At 62.4% G+C, this 25009-nt stretch carries 18 protein-coding genes and 1 pseudogene; 11 read left to right on the forward strand and 8 right to left on the reverse strand.

What is annotated here, in order from left to right:
* Nucleotides 1-79: 79 nt before the first annotated feature.
* The gene (gene gyrB / locus A7X77_RS28985; protein WP_064686283.1) at nt 80-2515 is read left to right on the forward strand and encodes a DNA topoisomerase (ATP-hydrolyzing) subunit B; all 2436 of its coding nucleotides are present in this window, start codon (nt 80-82) and stop codon (nt 2513-2515) included.
* 68 nt (nt 2516-2583) lie between these two features.
* Here the strand turns inward: gyrB and A7X77_RS28990 are convergent, their stop codons facing one another.
* A complete protein-coding gene (locus A7X77_RS28990; protein ID WP_064686284.1) occupies nt 2584-3183 on the reverse strand; it encodes a nitroreductase family protein in 600 nt (199 codons plus the stop codon).
* A gap of 42 nt (nt 3184-3225) precedes the next feature.
* On the reverse strand, nt 3226-3510 hold the full coding sequence (locus A7X77_RS28995) for a DUF2218 domain-containing protein (RefSeq protein WP_064686285.1): 285 nt from the start codon (nt 3508-3510) through the stop codon (nt 3226-3228).
* A 172-nt stretch (nt 3511-3682) separates the two neighbouring features.
* Here A7X77_RS28995 and A7X77_RS33245 point away from each other — a divergent pair.
* From A7X77_RS33245 to A7X77_RS29040, 10 genes and pseudogenes are all read left to right on the forward strand, one after another.
* A pseudogene (locus A7X77_RS33245) lies at nt 3683-3817 on the forward strand (glutathione S-transferase family protein); the annotation flags it as partial.
* A 94-nt stretch (nt 3818-3911) separates the two neighbouring features.
* Complete coding sequence (locus A7X77_RS29000; protein ID WP_064686286.1) at nt 3912-4754, forward strand: fumarylacetoacetate hydrolase family protein; 843 nt, start codon at nt 3912-3914, stop codon at nt 4752-4754.
* 203 nt (nt 4755-4957) lie between these two features.
* The gene (locus tag A7X77_RS29005; RefSeq protein ID WP_064686287.1) at nt 4958-6238 is read left to right on the forward strand and encodes a polyhydroxyalkanoate depolymerase; all 1281 of its coding nucleotides are present in this window, start codon (nt 4958-4960) and stop codon (nt 6236-6238) included.
* A 143-nt stretch (nt 6239-6381) separates the two neighbouring features.
* Nucleotides 6382-6819, forward strand: coding sequence for a DUF2852 domain-containing protein (locus A7X77_RS29010; RefSeq protein WP_064686288.1), 438 nt, complete (start codon nt 6382-6384; stop codon nt 6817-6819).
* Between the two features lie 110 nt (nt 6820-6929).
* A complete protein-coding gene (locus A7X77_RS29015; protein ID WP_064686289.1) occupies nt 6930-7688 on the forward strand; it encodes a M48 family metallopeptidase in 759 nt (252 codons plus the stop codon).
* A gap of 75 nt (nt 7689-7763) precedes the next feature.
* Nucleotides 7764-8432: a phosphoribosylanthranilate isomerase gene (locus A7X77_RS29020; protein ID WP_064686290.1), complete on the forward strand. Its 669-nt coding sequence runs from the start codon at nt 7764-7766 to the stop codon at nt 8430-8432.
* Between the two features lie 2 nt (nt 8433-8434).
* On the forward strand, nt 8435-9655 hold the full coding sequence (trpB, locus tag A7X77_RS29025; RefSeq protein WP_064686291.1) for a tryptophan synthase subunit beta: 1221 nt from the start codon (nt 8435-8437) through the stop codon (nt 9653-9655).
* A 3-nt stretch (nt 9656-9658) separates the two neighbouring features.
* Nucleotides 9659-10498, forward strand: a complete 840-nt coding sequence (gene trpA, locus A7X77_RS29030) for a tryptophan synthase subunit alpha (protein WP_064686292.1) — start codon at nt 9659-9661, stop codon at nt 10496-10498.
* 39 nt (nt 10499-10537) lie between these two features.
* Nucleotides 10538-11443 carry an acetyl-CoA carboxylase, carboxyltransferase subunit beta gene (gene accD, locus A7X77_RS29035; protein ID WP_064686293.1) on the forward strand — a complete coding sequence of 302 codons (906 nt, stop codon included), beginning with the start codon at nt 10538-10540 and terminating at the stop codon, nt 11441-11443.
* Between the two features lie 27 nt (nt 11444-11470).
* Nucleotides 11471-12823 (forward strand): bifunctional folylpolyglutamate synthase/dihydrofolate synthase, encoded by a 1353-nt coding sequence (locus tag A7X77_RS29040; RefSeq protein ID WP_197486908.1) that lies wholly within the window; start codon nt 11471-11473, stop codon nt 12821-12823.
* Between the two features lie 74 nt (nt 12824-12897).
* On the opposite strand, the gene trxA is transcribed toward A7X77_RS29040, so the two are convergent.
* The 6 genes from trxA to A7X77_RS29070 form a co-directional block, all read right to left on the reverse strand.
* Entirely contained in the window at nt 12898-13218 is a 321-nt protein-coding gene (trxA, locus tag A7X77_RS29045; protein ID WP_008528748.1) for a thioredoxin, read from the reverse strand.
* A 75-nt stretch (nt 13219-13293) separates the two neighbouring features.
* On the reverse strand, nt 13294-16845 hold the full coding sequence (addA, locus tag A7X77_RS29050) for a double-strand break repair helicase AddA (protein WP_064686295.1): 3552 nt from the start codon (nt 16843-16845) through the stop codon (nt 13294-13296).
* A complete protein-coding gene (gene addB, locus A7X77_RS29055) occupies nt 16838-20032 on the reverse strand; it encodes a double-strand break repair protein AddB (protein WP_064686296.1) in 3195 nt (1064 codons plus the stop codon). The genes addA and addB overlap by 8 nt, the downstream gene beginning before the upstream one ends.
* Before the next feature lie 3 nt (nt 20033-20035).
* Nucleotides 20036-20767, reverse strand: coding sequence for a nucleotidyltransferase family protein (locus A7X77_RS29060; RefSeq protein WP_064686297.1), 732 nt, complete (start codon nt 20765-20767; stop codon nt 20036-20038).
* A 13-nt stretch (nt 20768-20780) separates the two neighbouring features.
* Nucleotides 20781-22292, reverse strand: coding sequence for a tRNA (adenosine(37)-N6)-threonylcarbamoyltransferase complex ATPase subunit type 1 TsaE (tsaE, locus tag A7X77_RS29065; RefSeq protein ID WP_064686298.1), 1512 nt, complete (start codon nt 22290-22292; stop codon nt 20781-20783).
* On the reverse strand, nt 22289-24874 hold the full coding sequence (locus A7X77_RS29070; RefSeq protein ID WP_064686299.1) for a sensor histidine kinase: 2586 nt from the start codon (nt 24872-24874) through the stop codon (nt 22289-22291). Before A7X77_RS29070 ends, tsaE begins: the two co-directional genes overlap by 4 nt.
* Nucleotides 24875-25009: the final 135 nt, after the last annotated feature.

Here is a 25009-nt window from a genome sequence, read left to right on the forward strand (position 1 = left end):
CCTATATACGAGGGTAAAGAAAGCCGGTGATTCGCAAGGCGCGCCGCCGCTTTACGACAACAGGGAAAATCTCGACAGAATGAGCGATACATCCGCGACGGAAAACGGCGTAAGCACCGAATATGGCGCAGATTCCATCAAGGTCCTGAAGGGCCTCGATGCCGTGCGCAAACGCCCCGGCATGTATATCGGCGATACCGACGACGGATCCGGCCTGCATCACATGGTCTATGAAGTCGTCGACAACGCGATCGACGAAGCGCTGGCCGGCCATGCCGACATCGTCACCGTCAGCCTCAATCCGGATGGTTCGGTGACGGTCACCGATAACGGCCGCGGCATCCCGACGGACATCCACACCGGCGAAGGCGTGTCGGCCGCCGAAGTGATCATGACGCAGCTCCATGCCGGCGGCAAATTCGACCAGAATTCCTACAAGGTCTCCGGCGGTCTGCACGGGGTCGGCGTTTCCGTCGTCAATGCGCTTTCCGTCTGGCTGAAGCTGAAGATCCGCCGCCATGGCAAGATCCATGAAATGAGCTTCACCCATGGCGTCGCTGATGCGCCGCTGAAGGTCACGGGCGACGCCCCGGATGCGACCGGCACGGAAGTGAGCTTCATGCCGAGCAGCGAAACCTTCACCATGACCGAATTCGATTACGGCACGCTGGAGCATCGCCTGCGCGAACTCGCCTTCCTGAATTCCGGCGTGCGGATCCTGCTGAGCGACAAGCGTCATTCCGATATCAAGCAGGAAGAGATGCGCTATGACGGCGGCCTCGAGGCCTTCGTCGCCTATCTCGACCGCGCCAAGAAGCCGCTCGTCGAAAAGCCGGTCGCCATCCGCGGCGAAAAGGACGGCATCACCGTCGAGGTGGCGATGTGGTGGAATGACAGCTATCACGAGAACGTGCTCTGCTTCACCAACAATATTCCCCAGCGCGACGGCGGCACCCATATGGCCGGCTTCCGCGCTGCCTTGACGCGCCAGGTGGTTTCCTATGCCGACAATTCCGGCATCACCAAAAAGGAAAAAGTGACGCTGCAGGGCGAAGATTGCCGCGAAGGTCTGACGGCGGTCCTTTCGGTTAAGGTGCCCGATCCGAAATTCTCCTCGCAGACCAAGGACAAGCTGGTCTCCTCGGAAGTCCGTCCTGTTGTCGAAAGTCTCGTCAACGAGGCGCTGAGCACCTGGTTCGAAGAGCATCCGAGCGAAGCCAAGATCCTCGTCGGCAAGGTCGTCGAGGCGGCAGCCGCACGCGAAGCGGCCCGCAAGGCCCGTGAATTGACCCGCCGCAAGGGCGCCCTTGATATCGCCTCGCTGCCCGGCAAGCTTGCCGACTGCTCCGAGCGCGATCCGGCAAAATCCGAAGTTTTCCTGGTCGAGGGCGATTCCGCCGGCGGTTCGGCCAAGCAGGGCCGCTCGCGCGAAAACCAGGCGATCCTGCCTCTGCGCGGCAAGATCCTCAACGTCGAACGCGCCCGTTTCGACAAGATGCTGTCGAGCCAGGAAATCGGCACTCTGATCACGGCACTCGGCACCGGCATCGGCAAGGACGAGTTCAACGCCGAGAAACTGCGTTATCATAAGATCATCATCATGACGGACGCCGACGTCGACGGCGCCCATATCCGCACCCTGCTGCTCACCTTCTTCTTCCGCCAGATGCCGGAGCTGATCGAGCGCGGCCACCTCTACATCGCCCAGCCGCCGCTCTATAAGGTCGCGCGCGGCAAGTCGGTGCAGTATCTGAAGGACGAGAAGGCGCTCGAGGAATATCTCATCGCCCAGGGTCTGGAGGATGCCGCCCTGAGGCTCGGCAGCGGCGAGGTCCGCACCGGCCAGGATCTGCGCGAGGTCATCCTGGATGCGCTGCGCATGCGCGCTCTGCTCGACAATCTTCATTCGCGCTACAATCGCGCCGTCGTCGAACAGGCGGCAATTGCCGGCGCCCTCAACGCCGAACTCGTCAGTGACCAGGCAAGAGCCCGGGCATTGGCGAGCGAAGTCGCAAGCCGTCTCGACATCATCGCCGAGGAAACCGAGCGCGGCTGGCAGGGCGATCTGACCAGCGATGGCGGCCTGCGCCTCGAGCGCATGGTCCGCGGTGTCAAGGAGATCGTCGTGCTCGACATGGCGCTGATCGGCTCCTCGGACGCCCGGCACATCGATCAGCTGACGTCACGTCTCAAGGAAATCTATCAGACGCCGCCGTCGCTGCATCGGCGCGAAGGCGACATCGGGATTTCGGGGCCGCGGGCCCTGCTTGATGCGATCTTCGCCAGCGGCCGCAAGGGCCTCACAATGCAGCGCTACAAGGGGCTTGGCGAAATGAACGCCGAGCAGCTCTGGGAAACGACGCTCGATCCGAACGTCCGTTCGCTGCTGCAGGTCAAGGTCGCGGACGCCACCGATGCTGATGGTCTCTTCGCCCGCCTGATGGGTGACGAGGTCGAGCCGCGGCGCGAATTCATCCAGGAGAACGCGCTCAGCGTCGCAAACCTCGATATCTGATCAATATTTTCTCAGCAAAAGGCCCCGATGTCCTCGAACTGCGGGGCCTTTTGGTTGTCCGGTTTCGCTCAGTTCGCGACGAAACGGCCGTTGAAGGCGACTTCGGAGAGCGGCTTGCGCTGGCTGGGGAATTCGCGCGCCTGGTTGCGTTCGGAAAGGACGCCCTTATCGGCCAGCCGGCCGACGGCGACACCCGCCTCGACCCTGTACCCCTCGGGAATGCCGAAGGTCTTCATGATGTCTTCGTGTTTGATGCCGCCCATGCCATGGGCGTAGAAACCGGAGAGACGCGCCTGGAGCGCCAGGTGGCCCCATGCCGCGCCGGCATCGAAGGAATGTGTGTAGCTCGGCTTTTCCTCGCCGGAACCGGCAGCGCCGGTGAAGCTGCGCGACACGACGAAGATCAGCGCTGACGCATTCTTCGCCCATTCCTGATTGGCATTGACGAGCAATGCGACGAATTTCTCCCAATGCTCCGAACCTTTCAGGGCATAGACGAAGCGCCAGGGCTGCTGGTTGGAAGACGACGGCGCCCAGTGGGCGGCGTCGAGCAGGCTGAGAAGCTGCGCCTCCTCGATGATTTCGCCGGTGAAGGCGCGCGGCGACCAGCGGTCGAGAAACATCGGATCGATGGGATATTGGGATTCGCGGTTATTGCTCTTTGTCATGCTTGTTCCGGGGTCGGGGCAGAAATTCGGATCAGGTTCGGGTCAGTCCGACCAGACGATGTCGAGTTCCTCGCGAAAGGCGAAGCGCTTCAGGTGATCGTCGATGACGCCCTGCATCCTTGCTTGCTGCGCGGGGTCGGCGACGGAAAGCATCATGGTCAGGCCCGCATCATCGGCGGCAAAGGTCACCTCCGCACTATCGCTGAACGGAACCCGGCCCCTGTGCGGGTCAAAATCGACGCTGAACTTGTGGCTCCAATGTTTGCAAAGCTGCTGCAGGTAGCGGCTTGCATGTTCGGTAGGCACGACGGCTTTGGAGAAGTGCATCGGGAAAACTCCATCTCATCCTGGGCTGCGTTGAGAAGTCATATTTCGCAGCTTCGCTGCCATGGCAAGCGCAGCATCGTCGCAGTCGCCGTGCACAGACTGTTTCCAGAAAGCGGCCTTATGCCGGCGGCAAAGCACTTTGATGAATCGCGTCAATCGAGTGATCGGATGCTTTTGCCGCCGCATGCTCGACTGGCCGGGCATCGCCGAAACCGTCGATCTCGATCATATCGGCTACTACTCGGTGGAAAGCCTCAATCCGACGAAGATCGTTCCCGCCAGCCCTGACCTGTCAGAAATTTTCTAGAAGGCCGTACCGCTTCCCGGCAAAGCCGTAATGACACCGATGAATAATTCGTTCATAGGTGATCGCAACTTCGTTTTTGATGAGGAGGAATTCCATGAAGCTGATGCGTGTTGGCGAAGCAGGTCGTGAAAAACCGGCACTTCTCGATGCCGATGGCAAAATCCGCGATCTCTCCGGTCATGTCGCCGATATCGGCGGCGAGGCAATCTCGCCGGCGGGCCTGGCAAAGATTGCGGCGATCGATCCGAACAGCCTTCCCGAACTTGCTCCCGGCCGCATCGGCGCCTGTGTTGCCGGCACCGGAAAATTCATCTGCATCGGCCTCAATTTCTCCGACCACGCCGCCGAAACCGGCGCCACCGTACCGCCGGAGCCGGTGATCTTCATGAAGGCGACGTCGGCCATAACAGGCCCGAATGACACCGTTCTCATCCCGCGCGGTTCGGAAAAGACCGATTGGGAAGTCGAACTCGGCGTCGTCATCGGCAAGACCGCGAAATATGTCACCGAAGCCGACGCGCTCGACTACGTCGCCGGTTACTGCGTCTCGCACGACGTTTCCGAACGCGCCTTCCAGACGGAACGCGCCGGCCAGTGGACCAAGGGCAAGTCGTGCGACACATTCGGACCGATCGGCCCCTGGCTTGTGACCAAGGACGAGATTGCCGACCCGCAGAACCTCGGCATGTGGCTGAAGGTCAACGGCCAGACGATGCAGAACGGCTCCTCGAGGACGATGGTCTACGGCGTCGCCCACATTGTTTCCTATCTAAGCCAGTTCATGTCGCTGCATCCGGGCGACGTCATCTCGACAGGCACGCCGCCCGGTGTGGGCATGGGCATGAAGCCGCCGCGCTATCTCCGGGATGGCGATGTCGTCGAGCTCGGCATCGAAGGCCTCGGCAGCCAGAAGCAGAGCTTCGTCGCCGATCGTTAACGATGCTAACTGCGCTGAAGCTTAAGCTTTCAGTTCTATGGTGATGCCGGGGATCAACACTCTGGCATTTCCTGTGCAGGTTCGGCACGTCCATGTTGCTGTGCAACAAAAACCTGTTAGTCTGCGTTACGTGCCAGCGTGCGGAAAGACTCGATGTCTATCAATCGACGTCATCTTTTCGATAGAGAAAGGCGGCGCCTTGTATGTTTTATCAGCTTTATGAATTGAATCATGCTGCCATGGCGCCGTTTCGCGCCGCGGCGGATATCATGCGTTTTGCCTATGCCAATCCGCTGAACCCGTTTGCCCACACCCCGTTCGGCCGAACGATGGCGGCAAGCCTCGAAATGTTCGAACGCACGACACGCCGCTACGGCAAGCCGGAATTCGGCTTGAAGCAGACGACGATCGACGACCAGCCGGTTTCCGTGCGTGAAGAGGTCGTCTGGTCGCGCTCCTTCTGCAATCTGCTGCATTTCGCGCGGAACGTTCCGCCCGGCCGCGCCAGCGACCCGCGCATCCTGATCGTGGCGCCGATGTCCGGGCACTATGCGACGCTGTTGCGTGGCACGGTGGAGGCGCTGCTGCCGAGCGCCGATGTCTACATCACCGACTGGATCGACGCCCGTATGGTGCCGATGACGGAAGGCACGTTCGATTTCGACGATTATGTCGACTACATCATCGGGATGTTGCATTTTCTCGGTCACGACACGCATGTTATCGCCGTCTGTCAGCCCTCCGTCCCGGTGCTGGTCGCAGCCGCGGTGATGGAGGAAGCCAACGATCCGCTCTCGCCATCCTCGATGACGCTGATGGGCGGCCCGATCGATACGCGCATCAATCCGACCGCTGTCAACCAGCTCGCCCAGGAGCGGTCGCTGCAGTGGTTTTCCGACAATGTCATCATGAATGTGCCCTGGCCGCAGCCGGGCTTCATGCGGCCTGTCTATCCGGGATTCCTGCAGCTTTCCGGCTTCATGTCGATGAACCTCGACCGGCACCTCGTCGCCCACAAGGAATTCTTCATGCACCTCGTGAAGAACGACGGCGAACCGGAAAAACATCGCGATTTCTATGACGAATATCTGGCGGTGATGGATTTGACGGCCGAATTCTACCTGCAGACGGTCGAGCAGGTCTTCATGAAGCATTCGCTCCCGAAGGGCGAATTGATGCATCGCGGCAAACGTGTCGATGCCGCGGCGATCCGCAACGTCGCGCTTCTGACCGTTGAAGGCGAGAATGACGACATCTCGGGCGTCGGCCAGACCAAGGCGGCGCAGACCATCTGCGTGAACATTCCCGAAGATATGCGCATGCATTATCTCCAGCCGGATGTCGGCCATTACGGTGTTTTCAATGGCTCGCGTTTTCGCCGCGAGATCGCGCCGCGCATCGTCAATTTCGTCCGCGAGCATTCGCGTGCCGCGCTCAAGCCCCGCCCGGTGCCGCGCGTCATCAAGGGCGGCCGGACGGCGTAAATCAGGGCCAGCTGAATTAGAAAAATGGATTCAAGACCTTGTCCGATTTCGCGGGTAATCGTCTTGAAGCCTGCTATTGCGGTAACCACATCGATTTCAGCGTCCGGCATCTTGCCGGGCGCAGAACGCGAGGATACCGCACGATGAACCAGTCAGCATTGCTTCGACCGGATTGGACTCCGGCTACCATTGCCCTGATGATTCTCGGCTTCATGGTTTTCTGGCCTCTGGGTCTGGCCATGCTTGCCTACATCATCTTCGGCGAGCGTCTGCGCGGCTTCAAGCGCGACGTAAACCAGGCGACCGACGGCTTCTTTGCCTCCTGCCGCCGTTCGCATGCCCATCACCGCCCGCATTTCTCGACCGGCAACGTCGCCTTCGACGACTGGCGTAAGGCCGAACTCGACCGGATCGAGGAAGAGCGCCGCAAGCTGGACGAAATGCGCAAGGAATTCGATGAGTATCTGCGTGAACTCCGCCGCGCCAAGGACCAGGAAGAGTTCGATCGTTTCATGCGTGACCGCAAGAATACCAAGCGCGACGATAACGGCGGCCCGATCGCGGAATTTCAGACGCCGTGAGCGGTTGAGTGATGAAGCGATGACCGGCATCTTGACCGATGCCGGTTTTTGCATGTCTGCCTGCCGGGCAATCGTTTAGATTCGCCGCCGAATCGTATAGAAAACACCCCATGTTTCCGCTTCTGAAAACACGGCCAAAGGCGCGCAAGCCGGCTCCGCCCGAAACGCGGACGCTTGATGTCGCCGGTCGGCTGATGTCTCTCACCATCAAACATCATGAACAGGCAACGCGCATTACGCTGCGCATCGAGCCGGGCGGCCGGGCCTTGAAGATGACGGTTCCGAAAGGGCTGGCACCGCGCGAGGTCAATGCCTTTCTTGACCGTCACCAGGGCTGGCTGCTCACCAAGCTTGCCAAATTTTCGACCGATGGCGGCCTGCGCGATGGCGGCAGGATCCTCGTGCGCGGCGTTTCCCATCGGATCGAGCATTCCGGCAGCTTGCGCGGATTGACGGAGGTGGTCTTGGCGGAGAACGGACCGGTCCTGCGCGTCAGCGGCATGCCGGAGCATATGGGACGGCGCATTGCGGCGTTTCTCAAGAAGGAGGCGCGCACCGACCTCGAGAAACTGGCAGCGATGCATGCCGCAACCATCCGGGCGCCGATCCGCTCGATTTCGATGAAGGATACTCGCAGCCGCTGGGGTTCCTGCTCATCGGAGGGCAATTTGAGTTTTTCCTGGCGGATCGTCATGGCGCCGCCCTTGGTGATCGATTATCTCGCCGCTCACGAGGTCGCCCACCTCAAGGAAATGAACCACGGTCCACACTTCTGGGCGCTTTGCCGCAAGCTTTGTCCCGGGATGGAGGAGGCGAAAGCCTGGCTGAAGCGGCACGGCAGCCAGCTGCACGCCATTGATTTTGATTAGCCGAAAGCCGTGCTAAATACAGCTTCGCATGCAAATTGGCTCGACTCTTGCCGCATTTCGTGTCACTTCGCTGCCATGAAACCGGACATCAAAATCTGTGGCTTGAAAACGCCGGAAGCGATCGATCGCGCGCTGAAACGCGGTGCGACCCATATCGGTTTTATCTTCTTCGAAAAAAGCCCGCGCTACATCGAGCCGGACCTGGCGGCAAAACTTGCCGAACCGGCGCGCGGCAAGGCGAAGATCGTCGCTGTCGTCGTTGATCCCACCAATGACGAACTGGATGAGATCGTCTCGCTGCTGAAGCCGGATATTCTGCAGCTCCATGGCAGCGAAAGCCCCGAACATGTGCTGACCATAAAGGCGCTCTATGGCTTGCCAGTCATGAAGGTCTTTTCGGTTCGCACGGCCGACGATCTGAAGCGGGTCGAGGCCTATATCGGCATCGCCGACCGTTTCCTGTTCGATGCGAAAGCGCCGAAAGGTTCCGAACTGCCGGGTGGCAACGGTATTTCCTTTGACTGGAGCCTTCTCGGTTGGATCGACGAGAGCATCGACTACATGCTGTCCGGCGGACTGAACAAGAACAATGTCGCGGATGCGCTGGCGAACACCAAGGCACGTGGTATCGACGTCTCCTCGGGTGTCGAAACCGAGCCCGGGGTGAAAAGCGTTGCATTGATCGATGAATTTTTCGATGCGGTCGAAAAGGCGGATGCGCCTGTCATGGCCTCAGGGAGTTGAGAGTGAACGAAACGCCTAAACCGAATTCCTTCCGTTCCGGCCCCGATGAAGATGGCCGCTTCGGCATCTATGGCGGTCGTTTCGTTGCCGAAACATTGATGCCGTTGATCCTCGACCTGCAGGACGAGTGGAACAAGGCGAAGACCGATCCGGTCTTTCAGGCCGAATTGAAGCATCTCGGCGCGCACTACATCGGCCGCCCGAGCCCGCTTTATTACGCCGAGCGGCTGACGGCGGAACTCGGCGGCGCGAAGATCTATTTCAAGCGCGAAGAGCTGAACCACACGGGTTCGCACAAGATCAACAATTGCATCGGCCAGATCCTGCTTGCCAAGCGCATGGGCAAGACGCGGATCATTGCCGAGACCGGCGCCGGCCAGCACGGTGTCGCCTCCGCCACCGTTGCCGCCCGCTTCGGCCTTCCCTGCGTCGTCTATATGGGCGCCACCGACGTCGAACGTCAGGCGCCGAACGTTTTCCGCATGAAGCTGCTCGGCGCCGAAGTGAAGCCGGTGACCGCCGGCAGCGGCACGCTGAAGGACGCCATGAACGAGGCGCTTCGCGATTGGGTCACCAATGTCGAGGATACCTACTATCTGATCGGCACGGCCGCCGGCCCGCATCCCTATCCGGAGATGGTCCGCGACTTCCAGTCGGTGATCGGCGCGGAAGCGAAAGAGCAGATGCTGGCGGCCGAAGGCCGCCTTCCCGATCTCGTCGTCGCGGCCGTCGGCGGCGGTTCGAACGCGATCGGCATCTTCCACCCCTTCCTCGACGATTCCTCCGTCAAGATCGTCGGCGTCGAAGCCGGCGGCAAGGGCTTGCAGGGTGACGAACATTGCGCGTCGATCACCGCCGGTTCGCCGGGCGTGCTGCACGGCAACCGCACCTATCTGCTGCAGGACGGTGACGGACAGATCAAGGAAGGCCATTCGATTTCGGCCGGTCTCGATTATCCCGGCATCGGCCCCGAACATTCCTGGCTCAGCGATATCGGCCGTGTCGACTATGTGCCGATCATGGACCACGAAGCGCTCGAAGCCTTCCAGACCCTGACCCGCCTCGAAGGCATCATCCCGGCGCTCGAGGCCGCACATGCGATTGCCGAGGTGATCAAGCGCGCGCCGACGATGGGCAAGGACGAGATCATCCTGATGAATCTCTCCGGCCGCGGCGATAAGGATATCTTCACCGTCGGCAAGATTCTGGGAATGGGACTGTAAGACATGACCGCACGCATGGACAAACGCTTCGCCGAGCTGAAGGCCGAGGGCCGTCCGGCGCTCGTGACCTATTTCATGGGCGGCGATCCTGACTACGATACCTCTCTCGGCATCATGAAGGCACTGCCGGAGGCAGGTTCCGACATCATCGAGCTCGGCATGCCGTTTTCCGATCCGATGGCCGATGGACCGGCGATCCAACTGGCCGGCCAGCGCGCGCTGAAAGGCGGCCAGACGCTGAAGAAGACGCTGCAGCTGGCGGCCGATTTCCGCAAGACCGACGATGCGACGCCAATCGTGATGATGGGCTATTACAATCCGATCTACATCTACGGCGTCGAAAAATTCCTCGACGATGCGCTCGCCGCCGGCATCGACGGGCTGATCGTCGTCGACCTGCCGCCCGAGATGGATGATGAGCTCTGCATTCCGGCGATCCGCAAGGGCATCAATTTCATCCGCCTGGCAACGCCGACCACCGATGAGAAGCGCCTGCCCACCGTGCTGAAAAACACCTCTGGCTTCGTCTACTATGTCTCGATGAACGGCATCACCGGCTCGGCGCTGCCCGATCCGTCGCTGGTATCCGGCGCTGTGCAGCGCATCAAGCAGCATACCGGGCTGCCCGTCTGCGTTGGCTTCGGGGTCAAGACGGCGGAACATGCCAAGGTCATCGGCGGCTCGGCCGACGGCGTTGTCGTCGGCACCGCCATCGTCAATCAGGTCGCCACCAGCCTGACCAAGGACGGCAGGGCGACGGCGGACACGGTTCAGGCGGTCGCAACGCTGGTGCGCGGCCTCTCATCGGGAGCCCGTTCGGCGCGCCTTGTTGCTGCCGAATAGTTTTCCCACATTGGCACTCGTCAATCAGGAGTATTCGAGTTGAACTGGATCACCAACTACGTTCGCCCGCGGATCAATTCCATGCTGGGCCGTCGCGAAGTGCCGGAGAACCTCTGGATCAAGTGCCCGGAAACGGGTGAAATGGTCTTTCATAAGGATCTCGAATCCAACAAATGGGTCATTCCGGCTTCCGGTTATCACATGAAGATGCCGGCCAAGGCGCGTTTGGCCGATCTCTTCGACAACGGCGAATACGAATCGCTGCCGCAGCCGAAGGTCGCCCAGGACCCGCTGAAGTTCCGCGATTCCAAGAAATATATCGATCGCCTGCGCGATAGCCGCGTGAAGACCGAACAGGAGGACACGATCCTCGCCGGTCTCGGCAAGGTGCGGGGGCTGAAGCTCGTTGCCGTCGTGCACGAGTTCAACTTTATCGGCGGCTCGCTCGGCATTGCCGCCGGCGAGGCGATCGTCAAGGCGTTCGAACGTGCCACGTCGGAAAAGTGCCCGCTAGTGATGTTCCCCGCTTCCGGGGGCGCGCGCATGCAGGAAGGCATTCTCTCGCTGATGCAGCTGCCGCGCACGACGGTTGCCGTCGACCTGCTGAAGGAATCCGGCCAGCCCTATGTTGTGGTGCTGACCAACCCGACGACGGGTGGCGTCACCGCCTCCTATGCCATGCTCGGCGATATTCATCTGGCCGAGCCCGGCGCCGAAATCGGCTTTGCCGGCAAGCGCGTCATCGAGCAGACGCTGCGCGAAAAGCTGCCGGAGGGCTTCCAGACCTCCGAATATCTGCTGGAACATGGTATGGTCGACATGGTCGTCAAGCGTCACGATATTCCGGAAACCCTGGCGCGGCTGCTGAAGATCCTGACGAAGAAGCCCGTCTCGGCGGCCAATGACATGAACGGCGGCGCCATCGCTCTGGCGGCGAGCGCCTGATAACCGACAAGCAGGCGGGGTGCCGGATTGATACCCAGAGGCCAAACCGCGGTGAGTGAGGCAGCGCACGAGATCGAAAAACTCATGGGATTGCATCCCAAGGGATTCGACTTGTCGCTTGATCGCATCACCCGTCTTCTCGATCAACTCGGCAATCCGCACAGGAAATTGCCGCCGGTGATCCATGTCGCCGGCACCAACGGCAAGGGCTCGGTCACCGCCTTCTGCCGCGCTTTGCTCGAGGCCGGCGGCTACAGCGCCCATGTTCACACCTCGCCACATCTCGTCAATTGGCACGAGCGCTATCGCATCGGTGTGGAGGGCGGGCGCGGGCAGCTCGTCGATGATGCCGTGTTTGCCGAGGCCGTGCGCCGTGTTGCCGAAGCCAATGCCGGTCAGCACATTACCGTCTTCGAGATCCTGACGGCGGTCACCTTCATTCTGTTTTCCGAACATCCGGCCGACGCGGCGATCATCGAAGTCGGTCTCGGCGGCCGCTTCGATGCCACCAATGTCATTTCCGATCCGGCTGTTTCGGTGATCATGCCGATCTCGCTTGATCACCAGCCCTATCTCGGCGACAGGGTCGAGCTGATCGCAGCCGAAAAGGCCGGCATCATGAAGCCCGGATTGCCTGTGATCATCGGCCACCAGGAATATGACGCTGCGCTCGATGTGCTGATGTCGACGGCAGAGCGGCTGCATTGCCCGAGCGCCGTTTTCGGGCAGGATTTCATGGCGCATGAGGAATATGGCCGGCTCGTCTATCAGGACGAATACGGGCTTGCCGACCTGCCGCTGCCGCGCCTTCCCGGCCGCCATCAATATGCCAATGCCGCCGCCGCCATCCGCGCCGTCAAGGCGGCGGGCTTCACCGTCACCGAGACCATGATGGAGAAGGCGATGAATTCGGTCGAATGGCCGGGTCGGCTGCAGCGCCTGAGCAATGGGCGGCTGCTGCAGCTTGCGCCCGCCGGTGCCGAAATCTGGGTCGATGGCGGGCATAATCCCGGTGCCGGTGAAGTGATCGCCGAAGCCATGGCCAGCTTCGAAGAGCGCCAGTCTCGATCACTGTTCCTGATCATCGGCATGATCAACACCAAGGACCCGGTCGGCTATTTCAAAGCCTTCGCCGGGCTGGTCGAGAAGGTTTTCTGCGTGCCGATCCGCGGCAGCGATGCAATGATCGATCCGGTGATCTTGTCGAATGCTGCCTATGATGCCGGTTTGGTTGCCGAACCGATGTCGACGGTCGGCGAGGCGCTCGAAGCCATAAAGGCCGTTACCGATCCACAGGCGTTGCCGCCGCGCATCCTCGTCGGCGGTTCCCTCTACCTAGTCGGCGACGTGCTTTCGGACAACGGCACGCCTCCCAACTGAGGGGCGAATGAAGAGCCTAAAACGAAAAAAGCCCGGTCAAAGCCGGGCTTTTTCGTCAATGTGACATCACACGATCAGGCAGCGTTCGAAATCCAGTTGGAAAGAGCGGTCTTCGGCTTGGCGCCGACCGAGATATCGGCGACTTCGCCGCCTTTGAAGATTGCAAGGGTCGGAATGGAGCGCACGCCGAACTGCGCGGCGAGCTCCGGATTCTCGTCGATATTCAGCTTGGCCACCTTGACCTTGCCTTCCATCTCGACGGCGATTTCCTCGAGGCTCGGAGCGATCATTTTGCACGGCCCGCACCATTCAGCCCAGAAATCGACGACGACGGGTTCTGCGGATTCCAGAACTTCCGACTGGAAATTATTGATATCGACTTTCACGGTAGCCATGGGCTGCTCCTTTGGAGGAATTGGGTGTTGAACCACATGTGATGGTGCGGTGCCGAATTTTCAATGTCCGGTATTTCACTTTGTCTTGAGTCCTGCAAGCGCCAAACCAAGCGCACTTTCGCTCAGCGTATAAAGCGAGGCATTCTCGGTATAGACGAGCATGCAGTCGATGCGCTTGCCGGGATAGAGCGGCGCCAAGATCTCGCGATAGATGGCCAGCTGTGCCCGGTGCGCGAAGGGGATGGCCTCCTCGGTCGCCGGCGGCACCCGATTGGTTTTGTAATCGAGAATGACGACGCGATCGGCAAGCACGGCCAGCCGGTCGATGCGGCCGGAAACGGCATATCGTCTGCCGTCGAGCATTAATGTCCCCATGATCGAAACCTCAGGCCGGGCCTGCTCCCCTAGGACGGGCTGCAAGTCCTTCTCGTCCAATAGTTTCAGAACCGAATCGACCAGCTTGCGCCGTTCGGCCTCCGGCCAGAAACGGGCCGCCCGTTCGCCGTAACGCAGTGCCGCACCGGGCCGCTCCTCCGGCGGAATATCGGGAAGCGCCTGCAGCATGCGATGCAGCAGCCTTCCTTTCTCCAGCGAGCGATCGCTGGGTTGTTTCTCTGAAAAGAGCGGCGAAGCGACAACCAGGCCGCCTTCGTCCTCGTCGATGATCGTCCCGGCGCCGGAAGGGCTGAGGGGCCGAGGCAGTTCCGCCTGTGGCGGCAATGGCCGCAACAGGCCTTCCGGTAGGCTAATTTCGTTGTCGCGCGCCTCGTTGCGGTTGATACGCTCGAAGCTCCGCTCCACCCGCGGCACGCGCCACCGGATGCCCGGCCATTCCCCGTCGGGGTCGGAGAAGCTGGCCGCCTCCACATGCGGATGACCTTCGGTAAGCGCGGTGGAAATCATCATATGCCAGCTGTCGTTGTTGGCGCGCACCCCGCGGTAGCCGCAGACGACCAGCCGGTCGGCGGCCCGCGTCATGGCGACATAGAGCAGCCGCCGATATTCCTCTTCGGCCAGTATCTGGATTCGCGCGGCATCGTTCTGCGTCAGTGAATTGGCGAGGTCCGCGACGGGGACCCAGGCGGGCATCGGCGGTTCGTCGGGGTCGGTTTCGATCAGGCGGAGCTTCGGCAGATGCGTGTGCGTGAAGGCTTTGGAGCCGCCGTCGACCAGGAAAACGATGGGTGCTTCAAGACCCTTTGAGGCATGCACGGTCATGATCCTGACTTCGTTGCGCCCCTTGTCCTGCTCACGCTTCACCTCGGGAGCTTCGAGCTCGAGCGTCGAGATGAAGGATTGCAGCCCGGGAAGGCCTGAGCTCTCATGATCGAGGGTGAAGGTCAGGAATTCGTCGAGGATATCGCTGACTTCGGTGCCGAGGCGGGCAAGAAACTGCCGCCGTCCGCCGTGGCTGCCCAGCAGGCGCGCATAGAAATCATGCACCGATAGGGTTTTCGATTGCCGGAGGAACAGTTCCAGCCTTTCGACCGCTGCGCGGAAACGCTCGTTACCGTCGGCGGCGAATTTCTTGAGATGGCTCCAGACGCTCTCGTTGTCGCCCCGCAGTGCCGCGGCTGCAAAGATGTCCTCCTCGGAGAGATCGAAAAGCGGGCTCTTGAGCACGGCGGCGAGCGAAAGGTCGTCTTGCGGCAGAAGCAGGAAGCGGCCGAGTGCGAGCAGATCCTGCACGGCGATATGGCTGGTCAGCAGCAGCCTATCGGCGCCGGCGACGGGAATGTCGCCGCGACGCTTCAAGGCGCGGGTCAACGCGTTGACGAAGGCGTCGCGCTTGCGCACCAGCACCAGAATGTCACCGGCCTCGATCAACCGCTCCTTGCCTTTGTCGACGATCGTTTCACGGCCGACGAGCGCGCCGATCGAATGGGCGATCCGCCGCGCCAGGATTGCGGCTGGCGCGCTTTCCGGCGTCGCATCGAAGGGCGCCGTCCAATCCTCTTCCTTCACCACCGCTTCCGGCGCGACCATTTCCCAGAGGTCGACGGCGCCGGGATGTCCGATGCGGCTGGAACGATGAACGACCGGCTCGCCGACAGCGCTGAGACCGCGCGCATTGTCGGATGTCCTGAAGATCTCGTCGACGGCCTCGAGCACGTCGGCAGTCGAGCGGAAGGAGAGCGGCAACCGCACGGAAGAAAAGCTCTGCCCGCTGTCGGAGACGCGCCGCCGCGTCCGGTCGCTCTCTTCGGAAAAACGCTCGGGCCGCGCCCCCTGAAAAGAATAGATCGACTGTTTTTCATCACCGACGGCAAACAGCGTGCGCACGATCGGCCGGACGCTCTCGCCGGAAAAGAAATCCTCGGCGAGCGACTGGATGACGCTCCATTGGATCGGACTGGTATCCTGCGCCTCGTCGACGAGGATATGATCGATACCCCGGTCGAGCTTGTAATGGATCCAGGGACCGACGCCGCTCTTCGTCAGCAGGTCGGCGGTGCGGGTGATCAGGTCCTCGAAATCGAGTTGGCTACGCTGTTTCTTCAGTTCCTCGTAATCGTGATTCAGCCGGTCGGCAAGCACGAGCGCGGCCTGCGTGGCGCCGTGCATCCGCATCAGTTTCAGCCGGTCGCGGCTTGCCGCGACATGCGCGCGGGCGGCGGCGACGGCCTCCGTCAATCGCGGCGCTTCTGCAAGCATGGCCTTGACCAGGAACTGCGAGTCCGTTTTCGGCTCGCCCTTGGCCGTCAGGAAAATTTTCTCGAGCATCGCGGCGCGTCTGGCGTCATCCGGCTCCCGGCCGGCGAGCCTGAGGCCATAGGCAACCTCCTGCGCCTTGGCGCCGCCCTTTTGGTCGGCGAGCGACAGATAGAGTTCCAGCGTGCCGCTGGAAAGTTCCGGCAGCGGCCAATATTGCGCCGCGATCCCTTTCTCGGTGTCATCGGCGGCGAGACCGAGTCTTTTGCGCAGGACCGCGTCCACGCCGCCCTGCTGTTTGGCCGCGGCGGTGAAACGGCGGATGGCGTTGCGGTTGGCGACAACGTCGCCGAGCAGGTTCTCCAGGCCGGATTCGTCGCCGAGATTGAGCACGGCGGCGAAAGCCTCTGCAAGGGCGCTGCCTTCTTCCGGCGCGGTCGCCGTCAACAGCGCCCGGCGCGCATCGGAAAGCAGCGCCGCGGCGGCTCGGTCGTCGAGAACCGAGAAATGCCCGGCGACATTGGCCTCCAGCGGGAACTGATGCAGCAGCGCCTCGCAAAAGGCGTGGATCGTCTGGATCTTCAAGCCCCCCGGCGTCTCCAGCGCCTTGGCAAACAGCCGCCGGGCCTCGGCCAGTTTTATCCGATCGGGCGATGTACCTTCGATCTGCATGATCCGCCGGCTGAGATCGTCATCGTCAAGCACGACCCAGTCCGCCAGCCGTTCGAAGACGCGGTTCGACATTTCCGAAGCTGCGGCCTTGGTGTAGGTGAGGCAGAGAATGGCCGAAGGCCGCGCGCCGGCGAGCAGAAGCCGGATGACGCGCTGGGTCAGGACATGCGTCTTACCGGAACCGGCATTGGCCGAAACCCATGCCGAGCGCACCGGGTCGGAGGCGATGGCCTGCTGGATGGTGGTCCAGCCGATCCAGGCCCCGGGATCGTCGCTATCAGGAAGGTCGCTCGCCTCACTCATCGCCGCCAACTTCCTCATTCTCGGCCGTCGACCATTCGGAGACCCGGGCGAGATGATCGTAGTCGCCGCCGAAATCAAATTGCTGTGCCGGAATGAGCCGCGAGGTAAAGCCCTTTTCGCCGGATTGCAGCAAACTTACGAACTTGATCAGCTGGTCGACCGATTCCTCGGCAAGGTCGAGTGCCGATTTCGCTTTGTCGCTGCGGGCGGCGTTTTCATTGTTGACCATATCGACCTGGAACCGGTTTCCGGGACGTAGGCGGACATAGAGCAGATCCTGCGGCGTGAGGCTGCCGGCATCGCGAAAGGCGCCGGCGCGCAAGGCCGCCGCTTCCAGTGCGAGCTGCGGGTCGAGAAGCGCGCGTGCCTGCGCCGGCGAGGGGTTGTAGCCGGTCTTGTAATCGATGATATCGGCGTCGTTCGGCCCGATAATGTCGATCCGGTCCGCGACGCCATTGAGCCGGATATTGATTGCCTCGAGCTCCACGCCGCCGCGCACTTCCGTCAGCGTCCGGCGGATGGCTGGCCGTCGTCCGGCCTCCCATTCGAGGAAGGCGCGCGCCACTTCGCGAAAGCGCGGCCGCCAGACGGCATCGATATGCGGCGGCAGCTTTTCCATGTCGAAAAGCTCGGTCAGAATCTGCTCCATCGCCGCTGCTGCCTCTGGCGTGCCGGCCACATGAGCCGCGCGGATGAACCGGTCGATGATCGTGTGATAGAGCGTACCGCGTTCGGCTGCTCCGGGATCGCGATTGAACGCGTCGACCGGATCGAGCCGCAGGATGCGACGGGCGTAGATGGCATAGGGATCGCGGCGCAGCCGTCCGACCTCGCTGAAGGAATAGGATTTCGGCTGCAGCACCAGCGGCGGTTTCGGCGAGGGCCGCTGCGCCGGCGCCTGGCTCTCTCCGCGATCGATGAGACCAGCCCATTGCAGGAACCGGGTGCCACGCCCCTTGAGTTCCGCCTCGAACGCCTCCCCGCCGAGCGCCATCAGCCGCTGCAGCCAGCGCGAGGCGACCGTCGGCGTCGAGCCCTGGCGCAGCGCTCTGGAATAGATCAGGTGGCGGGTGCCGTTCGCCATCTCGAAATCATGCGCCAGCTGGCCGATGCGCCGCTCCGGCGGTTCGAGCCCGATCTCCGTCTTCATCATGCGCGGAATGAAGGGATTGTTGGCGCTCTGCCCGGGCCATGAGCCTTCATTCAGCCCGCCGAGGATCAACGTATCGACGCTCTGCAGCCGGGCTTCCAGCGTGCCGAAGATGAACAGCCTGGGGTGGCTGAGCGCCCGTGGTTTCACCGCATGGCCGGCGGCGAGCGCGGCCATGATGTCGATCCATTGCGGCCCGTCGGCCTCCATCTGCCCGTCCGTGTCGATCACTTCGCCGAGAAGGGAGGCAAGCGCGTCCCCCGCCTCGTTCGACCAGAGATCGGCAAGATTGCCTTGCGGATCGGCCGCGACCGCTTCGAGAGCACGGCCGGTGCGCGCGGCCCATTCGGAGAGGGTGAAGCTCGCCGTCTTGCCGCGATCCTCCGGCCGGTGCCCTACCAGCGCGGCGGCAAGGGGCTCCGTCGCCCGGCCAACCCGGCGGGCAAGCTCGAATGCGGCATCGGCGGCCTCTGCGGGAAGCGCCTTTCGCCATTGCGGTGCGTGCCTGTCCAGGGCCTGTTCGGCAAGCTGATGGATCAGCAGCGTCTCCAGCGCACTGATATCCACTTCCGCCACCCCGCCGCGCAGCGCCAGCAGTTCGAGCGCTTCGGTGGCGGAAATCAGGGCGTCGCGTTCGAGTCCGAAGCGGGCCAGCGGATGCTTGAGCAGCGAGACGATCGCCACCGGATCGCCCGGGCGCAGCGCTGCCTCAAGCAGCAATTGCAGCAAGCTGCCCTGCGGCGTGGCCGAAAGCGGCGTGCCGGCCGAATCGTCGGCCAGGATGCCGAAGCGGGAAAGCTCCGCCATCACCCGACGGGCTAGGTTGCGGTCCGGCGTGATCAGGGCTGCCCGGCTCTCGCCGTCCTGCCCCGGCCGTTCCAGCGCCAGTCTGAGCGCGACGGCAATCGCGGTTGCTTCCTCGCGCTCGTTGGCGGCTTCAATCAGCGAGACGTCGTTGAAGGCCGAAGTCAGCGCTGCCGCGGACAGGTCGCTCTTCCATGTTCCCCAGTCGCTGGTCGCCTCTGCAGGGGCAAGCGCCCGGGACAGGATTTCGGCGCGCCGGTCAAGATCGGCCTCCGGTCTGTCAAGGGTGCCGACATCGGCCCTTATCAGCCTCAGCCTCTTGAGCAGCGACGACAGCCCGTATTGCGGATGGCTCCGGCTGGCGGGATTGGCATGCTGGCCCGGGGCCGGTTCCGGCGCGACCATCTGCCAATGTCCTTCGGGCATGGCGAGATCGAGGCCTGGAAGCACGATCACGCCTTCAGGCAGATCGGCGACGGCTGCAATCAGATCGGCGGTCGCCGGTACCGAACCCGTCGACCCGGCGATGATGACCGGCCCGCTGGGCTTTGCCGCCGAAAGCCGGGCTGCTTCGGCCCTGAGAATGGCGTTCCTGTGCCGCGCCGGCGACGATTTGCCGAGTTCGGAAAGCCGCGCCGGCCAGAAGGCGCTGGCGATCTGCAGAAACTCGGCCGTCAGCTGCCACCAGGCGGCATAGTCGCCGGTATCAAGCTTCGACAGTTCCGACCAGTCGAGATCCTCGGTTTCGATGGAATCGATCAGCTCGGCGAGGTTGCGGGCAAGCCAGATCGCGTCGGCCGGGCTTGCCGGCGCAACGAGCGGCGAGTCCGAATGAATATGGCGGACGATCTCCGGCAGTTTGTTGCGCCAGGCAAGGATCAGGCGCGCCAGTTCGAGCAGCCGAGCAGCATTCGACAGCGGCTGGGCAAGGTCGATCGTGGCCGGCAGCGCCTCGTCGAAATAGCCGCTGTCATCGTCGGTTTCGCCGAGGGGGCGGATGATGGGCAGGATCGCCGACCGGCCGCCAAGCAGATCGACGAATTCCGAGCGCAGCACACGCACGGCGCGCCGGGTCGGCAGATAGATGGTAACTCTGGCGAGCGACAGCGGGTCGTCGGCGTTATGCCGGAAGAGCGGCGTCAACCGGCCGTCGCAGAGTGTCGTCGCCAGGGTTTTCAGGAAGGGAAGGCCCGCCGGGATCGTCAGGATTCGTGGCTGGTGCCGCTCCCTCATGGCTCACGCGAACGCCCGCAACCTGCGGATCGTTTCCTCCGCCTCGCCGATCGCCTCCGGCGTTCCCACAGTCAGCCAGTGCCCATCGAGCACCAGGCCGAAAAGCCGGTCGCGTGCGATCGCCTGGTCGAAATAGATATTCAGGTTGAAGGCATCCTGTGGCGCATCGTCGAACAGCGACGGGTTCATGGCGATCGCGCCGGCATAGACAACGGGGTTGGATGGATCGTCGCGGTAACGCCTCAGCCGGCCGTCGGCCGCAAGGCTGAAGTCGTTCTTGCCGTTGTGACCAGTGGTATCTTCGATGCCGACACAAAGCAGCGCCATGTCCATCTGATCGGCATCGAAGAATCCGGCTAAGCGCTGTAGGTTCGTCGGCCGTCCCGGCTGCTCGCCGATCCAGAAGAGGTCGGCATTCATGACGAAGATATCGTCTCGGTCCAGAAGCCTCAGTCCCTTCGCCAGCCCGCCGCCTGAATTCATCAGCCCGTCCCGCTCGTCGGATATGATGATCTCGAGGCCGCGATAACCGCCGAGATGGGCGAGCATCTGGTCGGCATGATGGTGAACATTGACGACGGCCCGTTCGACGCCGGCCGCCACCAGCGCGTCCAGCGCGTAATCGATCATGGCCTTGCCGTCGATCTTCACCAACGGCTTCGGGATCGTGTCGGTGATCGGCCGCATGCGGGTTCCGAGACCGGCGGCCAGTACCATGGCTTGTCTGATGGTCATCTTGATCCGGAATTTATGATTCGCTCTGGCCTATTCCAGCCCTTGCGCACCAATCGCGCAAGGGGGCAAGCGTCTCATGCTCGAGCGCGACGTTAAGATAGGCGAGCGTGCGCGGCATATGCTTGAGATAGCCGGGCTTGCCATCCCGCTGCAGCAGCCGCACCCAGAGACCGGCAAGTTTGCAGTTGCGCTGCGCCGACATGATCGCCCAGGCCTTCATGAATTCGGCTTCGTCGAAACCGCCCTGCGCACGGCGAAGGGAGAGATAATCGTCCATCAGCTGCCGGAAGAGCACCGGCTCGATCGTCACGCGTGCGTCCTGGACGATCGAGGCAAGGTCATAGGCCGTCGGGCCGATCATGGCGTCCTGGAAGTCGATGAGACCGACCCGTCTGACGCCGGCCTCCTGCGGGCGCCAGATGATGTTCGGCGAGTGAAAGTCGCGCAGCAGCAGGTTCTTTTCGGCCGCGGCGAGTTCATCGATCAGCGCGTCCCAGATCGCCAGATAATCCTTGCGCACTGCGTCCGAGGGTGCGGAGCCGCGCTTCCAGGCGATGTGCCAGTCGAGCACAAGCTGCACTTCCATCTTCATCGCCGTGCGATCGAAGTCGGGAATGTGATGCGTGTGCGCGGCGGAAACGGGGATATCCTGTGGAAACTGCATGGAGTGAAGATGGGCCAGGCAGGCGACGCTTTGCCGGTAACGCTCGGCGATCGGCCGGCCGGCGTCATCGAGCACGCCTTCTGTGCCTAAATCTTCGATCAGCAGGATGCCCTGCTCGTAATCGACCTTGTAGATCTCCGGCGCTGCAAAACCCCGTTCGCGCAACGCATCGGCGATGGCAACGAAGGGATAGGCGTTCTGTGCGAGATGCGCGACCTTGGGATAGGGCTTGCCGCCGTAGACCGGCGGCCCCTCGGGATGCGGGCGCCAGTCCATCAGGATTTTTCGCGGAGCAGCATCCGGATAGATCGCTTCATAGGCGCGCAGCGACGCATCGCCGGTCAGGAAGCGGCGTTTGGCGTCGAGATAGCCGGCCCCGTCAAGGAAATCGCGGATCGCGAAGACCCGGCGGATGCGCTGGGCCTGCTGGCCGGCGGCCTCGATCGTTGCCCGGCGACCGCTGCCCTCATGCACCAGCGCCAGGGCGATGCGCTCTGCCGGCAATTCGCTCTCAGCCATCTCCGGCCATTCGACGAGGCAGATGCCATTCTCCAGCGCCTCGTCGAAGCCGAGTTCCGTCAATTCGCTGGCGTCGCCGAGGCGATAGAGGTCGAAGTGCGAAACCGGGATTCGCAGGTCGTAGGATTGCACCAGTGTGAAGGTCGGGCTCGGGACCTCAAGCCCATCGTCATCGGCGATGGCACGCAGAATCGACCGGGCGAGCGACGATTTGCCGGCGCCGAGATCACCGGAAAGAGCAAGGCAATCGCCGGCCTTCAAGGCGAGCGCCAGGTCTTCACCGAGGCGAATGGTGGCCGCCTCGTCCTTGAGGAAAAGCGAGATCGTATCGGTGGTCGTCATTCGGCAGCGGCGGAATGGGGGATATTGACCGAGGGGATACGGCAGACGACCGTCGTGCCCTTGCCCGGCTCGCTGTCGATCGTCACGTCGCCGTGATGCAGGCTGACGAAACTGTCGACGATCGAAAGGCCGAGTCCGGCGCCGCCGCGTTTTCCGCTTTTAGCGCCCGTCGCGAACCGGTCGAACACGGTCGCGATCATGTCGGGCGAGATGCCGGGGCCGCGATCGCGGACGGAGAAAACGAAATCCGTGCCTTCGCGTCGGCATTCCAGCGAAATCGAGCTGCCCTCCGGCGAGAAATTCGCCGCGTTGGAGAGAAGCTTCAGCAGGATCTGCTTCAGGCGCTGCGGATCGGCGACGATCGAGCCGAGATAGGCAGGCGCGGTGATTTCGAGCGCCACGCCGCTTTCCTGCAGCCGATCGGCGATCTGCATCGAGACGTCGTCGAGCAGGTCGTTGAGATCGATTTCCGCATAGTTGAGACGCATGATGCCGGCATCGACGGTCGCAAGGTCGAGAATATCGTTGACGAGCGTCAGCAGAACCGAGGACGAGGTCGAGATATGGTCGATATATTCGGCCTGCCGCTCGTTCAGCGGCCCCACACCCTGCGTGCGCAGCAGGTCGGTGAAGCCGATGATATTGGTCAGCGGCGAGCGCAATTCATAGGAAACGTGCTGAACGAAGTCGTTCTTCAACTCGTCGGCCTTGCGCAGCGCCTCGTTCTTTTCGGTCAGTGCCCGCTCGGCCCGCACGCTGTCCGTCATATTGACGAAGGTCAGCATGGTCTGCGCGTTCGGCAGCGGGATGACGGCGTAGTCAAGCACGAGGCCGGAGAACAGTTCGAGCGTCCCCTGGCCCGAGCGGCGCTCGTCGTCAAAGCTGGTGATCAGTTCCGCAAAGGTCTTCCAGCCGTCCGGCCGGTCGTAGGAGGGGGCGCAGGCTTCGCCGAGTGCACGGATATGGGTGCCGGGTTTGGCCTCAGCTTCGGTGATCCCCCAGAGCGCCCGGAAGGCCGGGTTGGACAAGCGGATGCGTCCATCCGGGCCGAACACCGCCACACCTTCGGAAAGATGGTCGATCGTTTCGCCCTGCACCTTGACCAGCGTGTTGTAGCGCGTTTCGAGATCGACCTGTTCCGTCAGGTTTTCGAACACCCAGGTGGCGCCGCCCTGCGGGTGGGCGGTGGCGAAGACGCGTAGCGTCTGACCGTTGGGCAGGTGCCAGAGGTCCGATTGCGTATCGAGCGCGCGATAGACGGAAAGAGCCGCTTCCTTCCAGCTTTTCCAGTTGAGCTGGTCCGGCAGCTTTTTGGCCGCCCGCAGGCGCTCGAGCAGCTCGCTATTGTCCGGCCGGCCTTCGAGAAAGGCGATATCCAGCTCCCAGAGCGCCACGAAGGCCTGGTTGTAGAATTGCAGCCGGCGCTCGCCGTCGAAGATGGCGACGGGCGTGGCGAGATGGTCGAGCGTCTCGGCATGGCTTTTCAGCGTCCGGTCCAGCTCGGCGCGCACCGCCTCGATATCGGACACGTCGATCGCCATGCCGGCCGAGCCGCCGGGAAGCGTGACGTCGACGACATCGAAGAATGTTCGGTTGCCATGCACGACCGTCGAGATCGTGTCGTGGAACGGCGATTCCGGCGTCGTCGTCGCGCGAATGCGTTCGCGCGCCACCGTCGTCAGCATCTCGCGGCCTTCATTGATCGCCTGTTGCGGTGAGCGCGCCTCGACCGCGTCGCCATAGGCCTGGTTGACCCAGGTGAGGCGACCCGCGTGGTCGCGCTGCCAGGCCGGCATGTCGATCGCGTCGAGCATGGTCTGGAACGCCGAGATCGACGTCATCAGCCGGTCGCGCTCGATCCGGAGTTCGGCAAGCTCGGCGCGCAGATTGTTGAGCGCCACGAAGCGGACGAAGGCGCGTCCGCCCGAAACCCGGCCCTGCGCCTCGAGGATCTCATCGCGGATGGTCTCGACCACCATGTCGAAGCTCTGCGCCTCGTCGCGCAGCCGGTCGATCGCCTTTTCCAGGTCAGCGGCCGAGCGTGATTTCAGCCAGAGTCCGAAGGCCAGGAATTCGCCATCCTGCGGCGCGCCGGTCTCCGGCGGAAGCTGGCCGAGCAATTCAGGACGGGCATTGCCGTCCCAGATGACGATCCGCCGGTTCTTGTCGGCGATCAGCGCTTGATATTGTGAAATGCGTTGCTGGGCGTCTGAGAGCGCCGAGCGGATTTCCCGGCTCTCGTTTTCCAGATTGCCGCGCTGACGCACCAGCCAGAGCGTCGAAAGCAGAGCCGCCGATATGACGCCGATGACGACGGATACGCCGATGACCTGCGAGGAGGTGAAGAGGTGGGCCGAGGCTGCCGCCTGCTGCTCGCTTTGTGCCAGGACCGGCCTCGCCAGCGCGGCAAGCGCCGTGCCGGCCGCGCAGGTTTTCAAGAAGCGCGCCAATGATCCATGCTCTTGCTTTGCGGCCTCGTGTGCCGTTGCAGATTTATAGTCTTGGCCTGCCGCCAGCGGGCGGTGATGGGCGCGAGCGCCGTCGTCCGCCTGACCGGGCAGGCTGTTTTTCAATTCCGACATCCGCGGTATGTCTCCGTCCTTCAATGTGCCGCATTACGACAAGACATCCCATTTTCGGAGCGGTCGGACGGGGTCCGGCGCCACGAATCAAGTCTTAAAACAATACTTCGGAAGGGAATCGGCGGGAAGGGAGCG

Source organism: Rhizobium bangladeshense (assembly GCF_001662075.1).
GTDB lineage: Bacteria > Pseudomonadota > Alphaproteobacteria > Rhizobiales > Rhizobiaceae > Rhizobium > Rhizobium bangladeshense_B.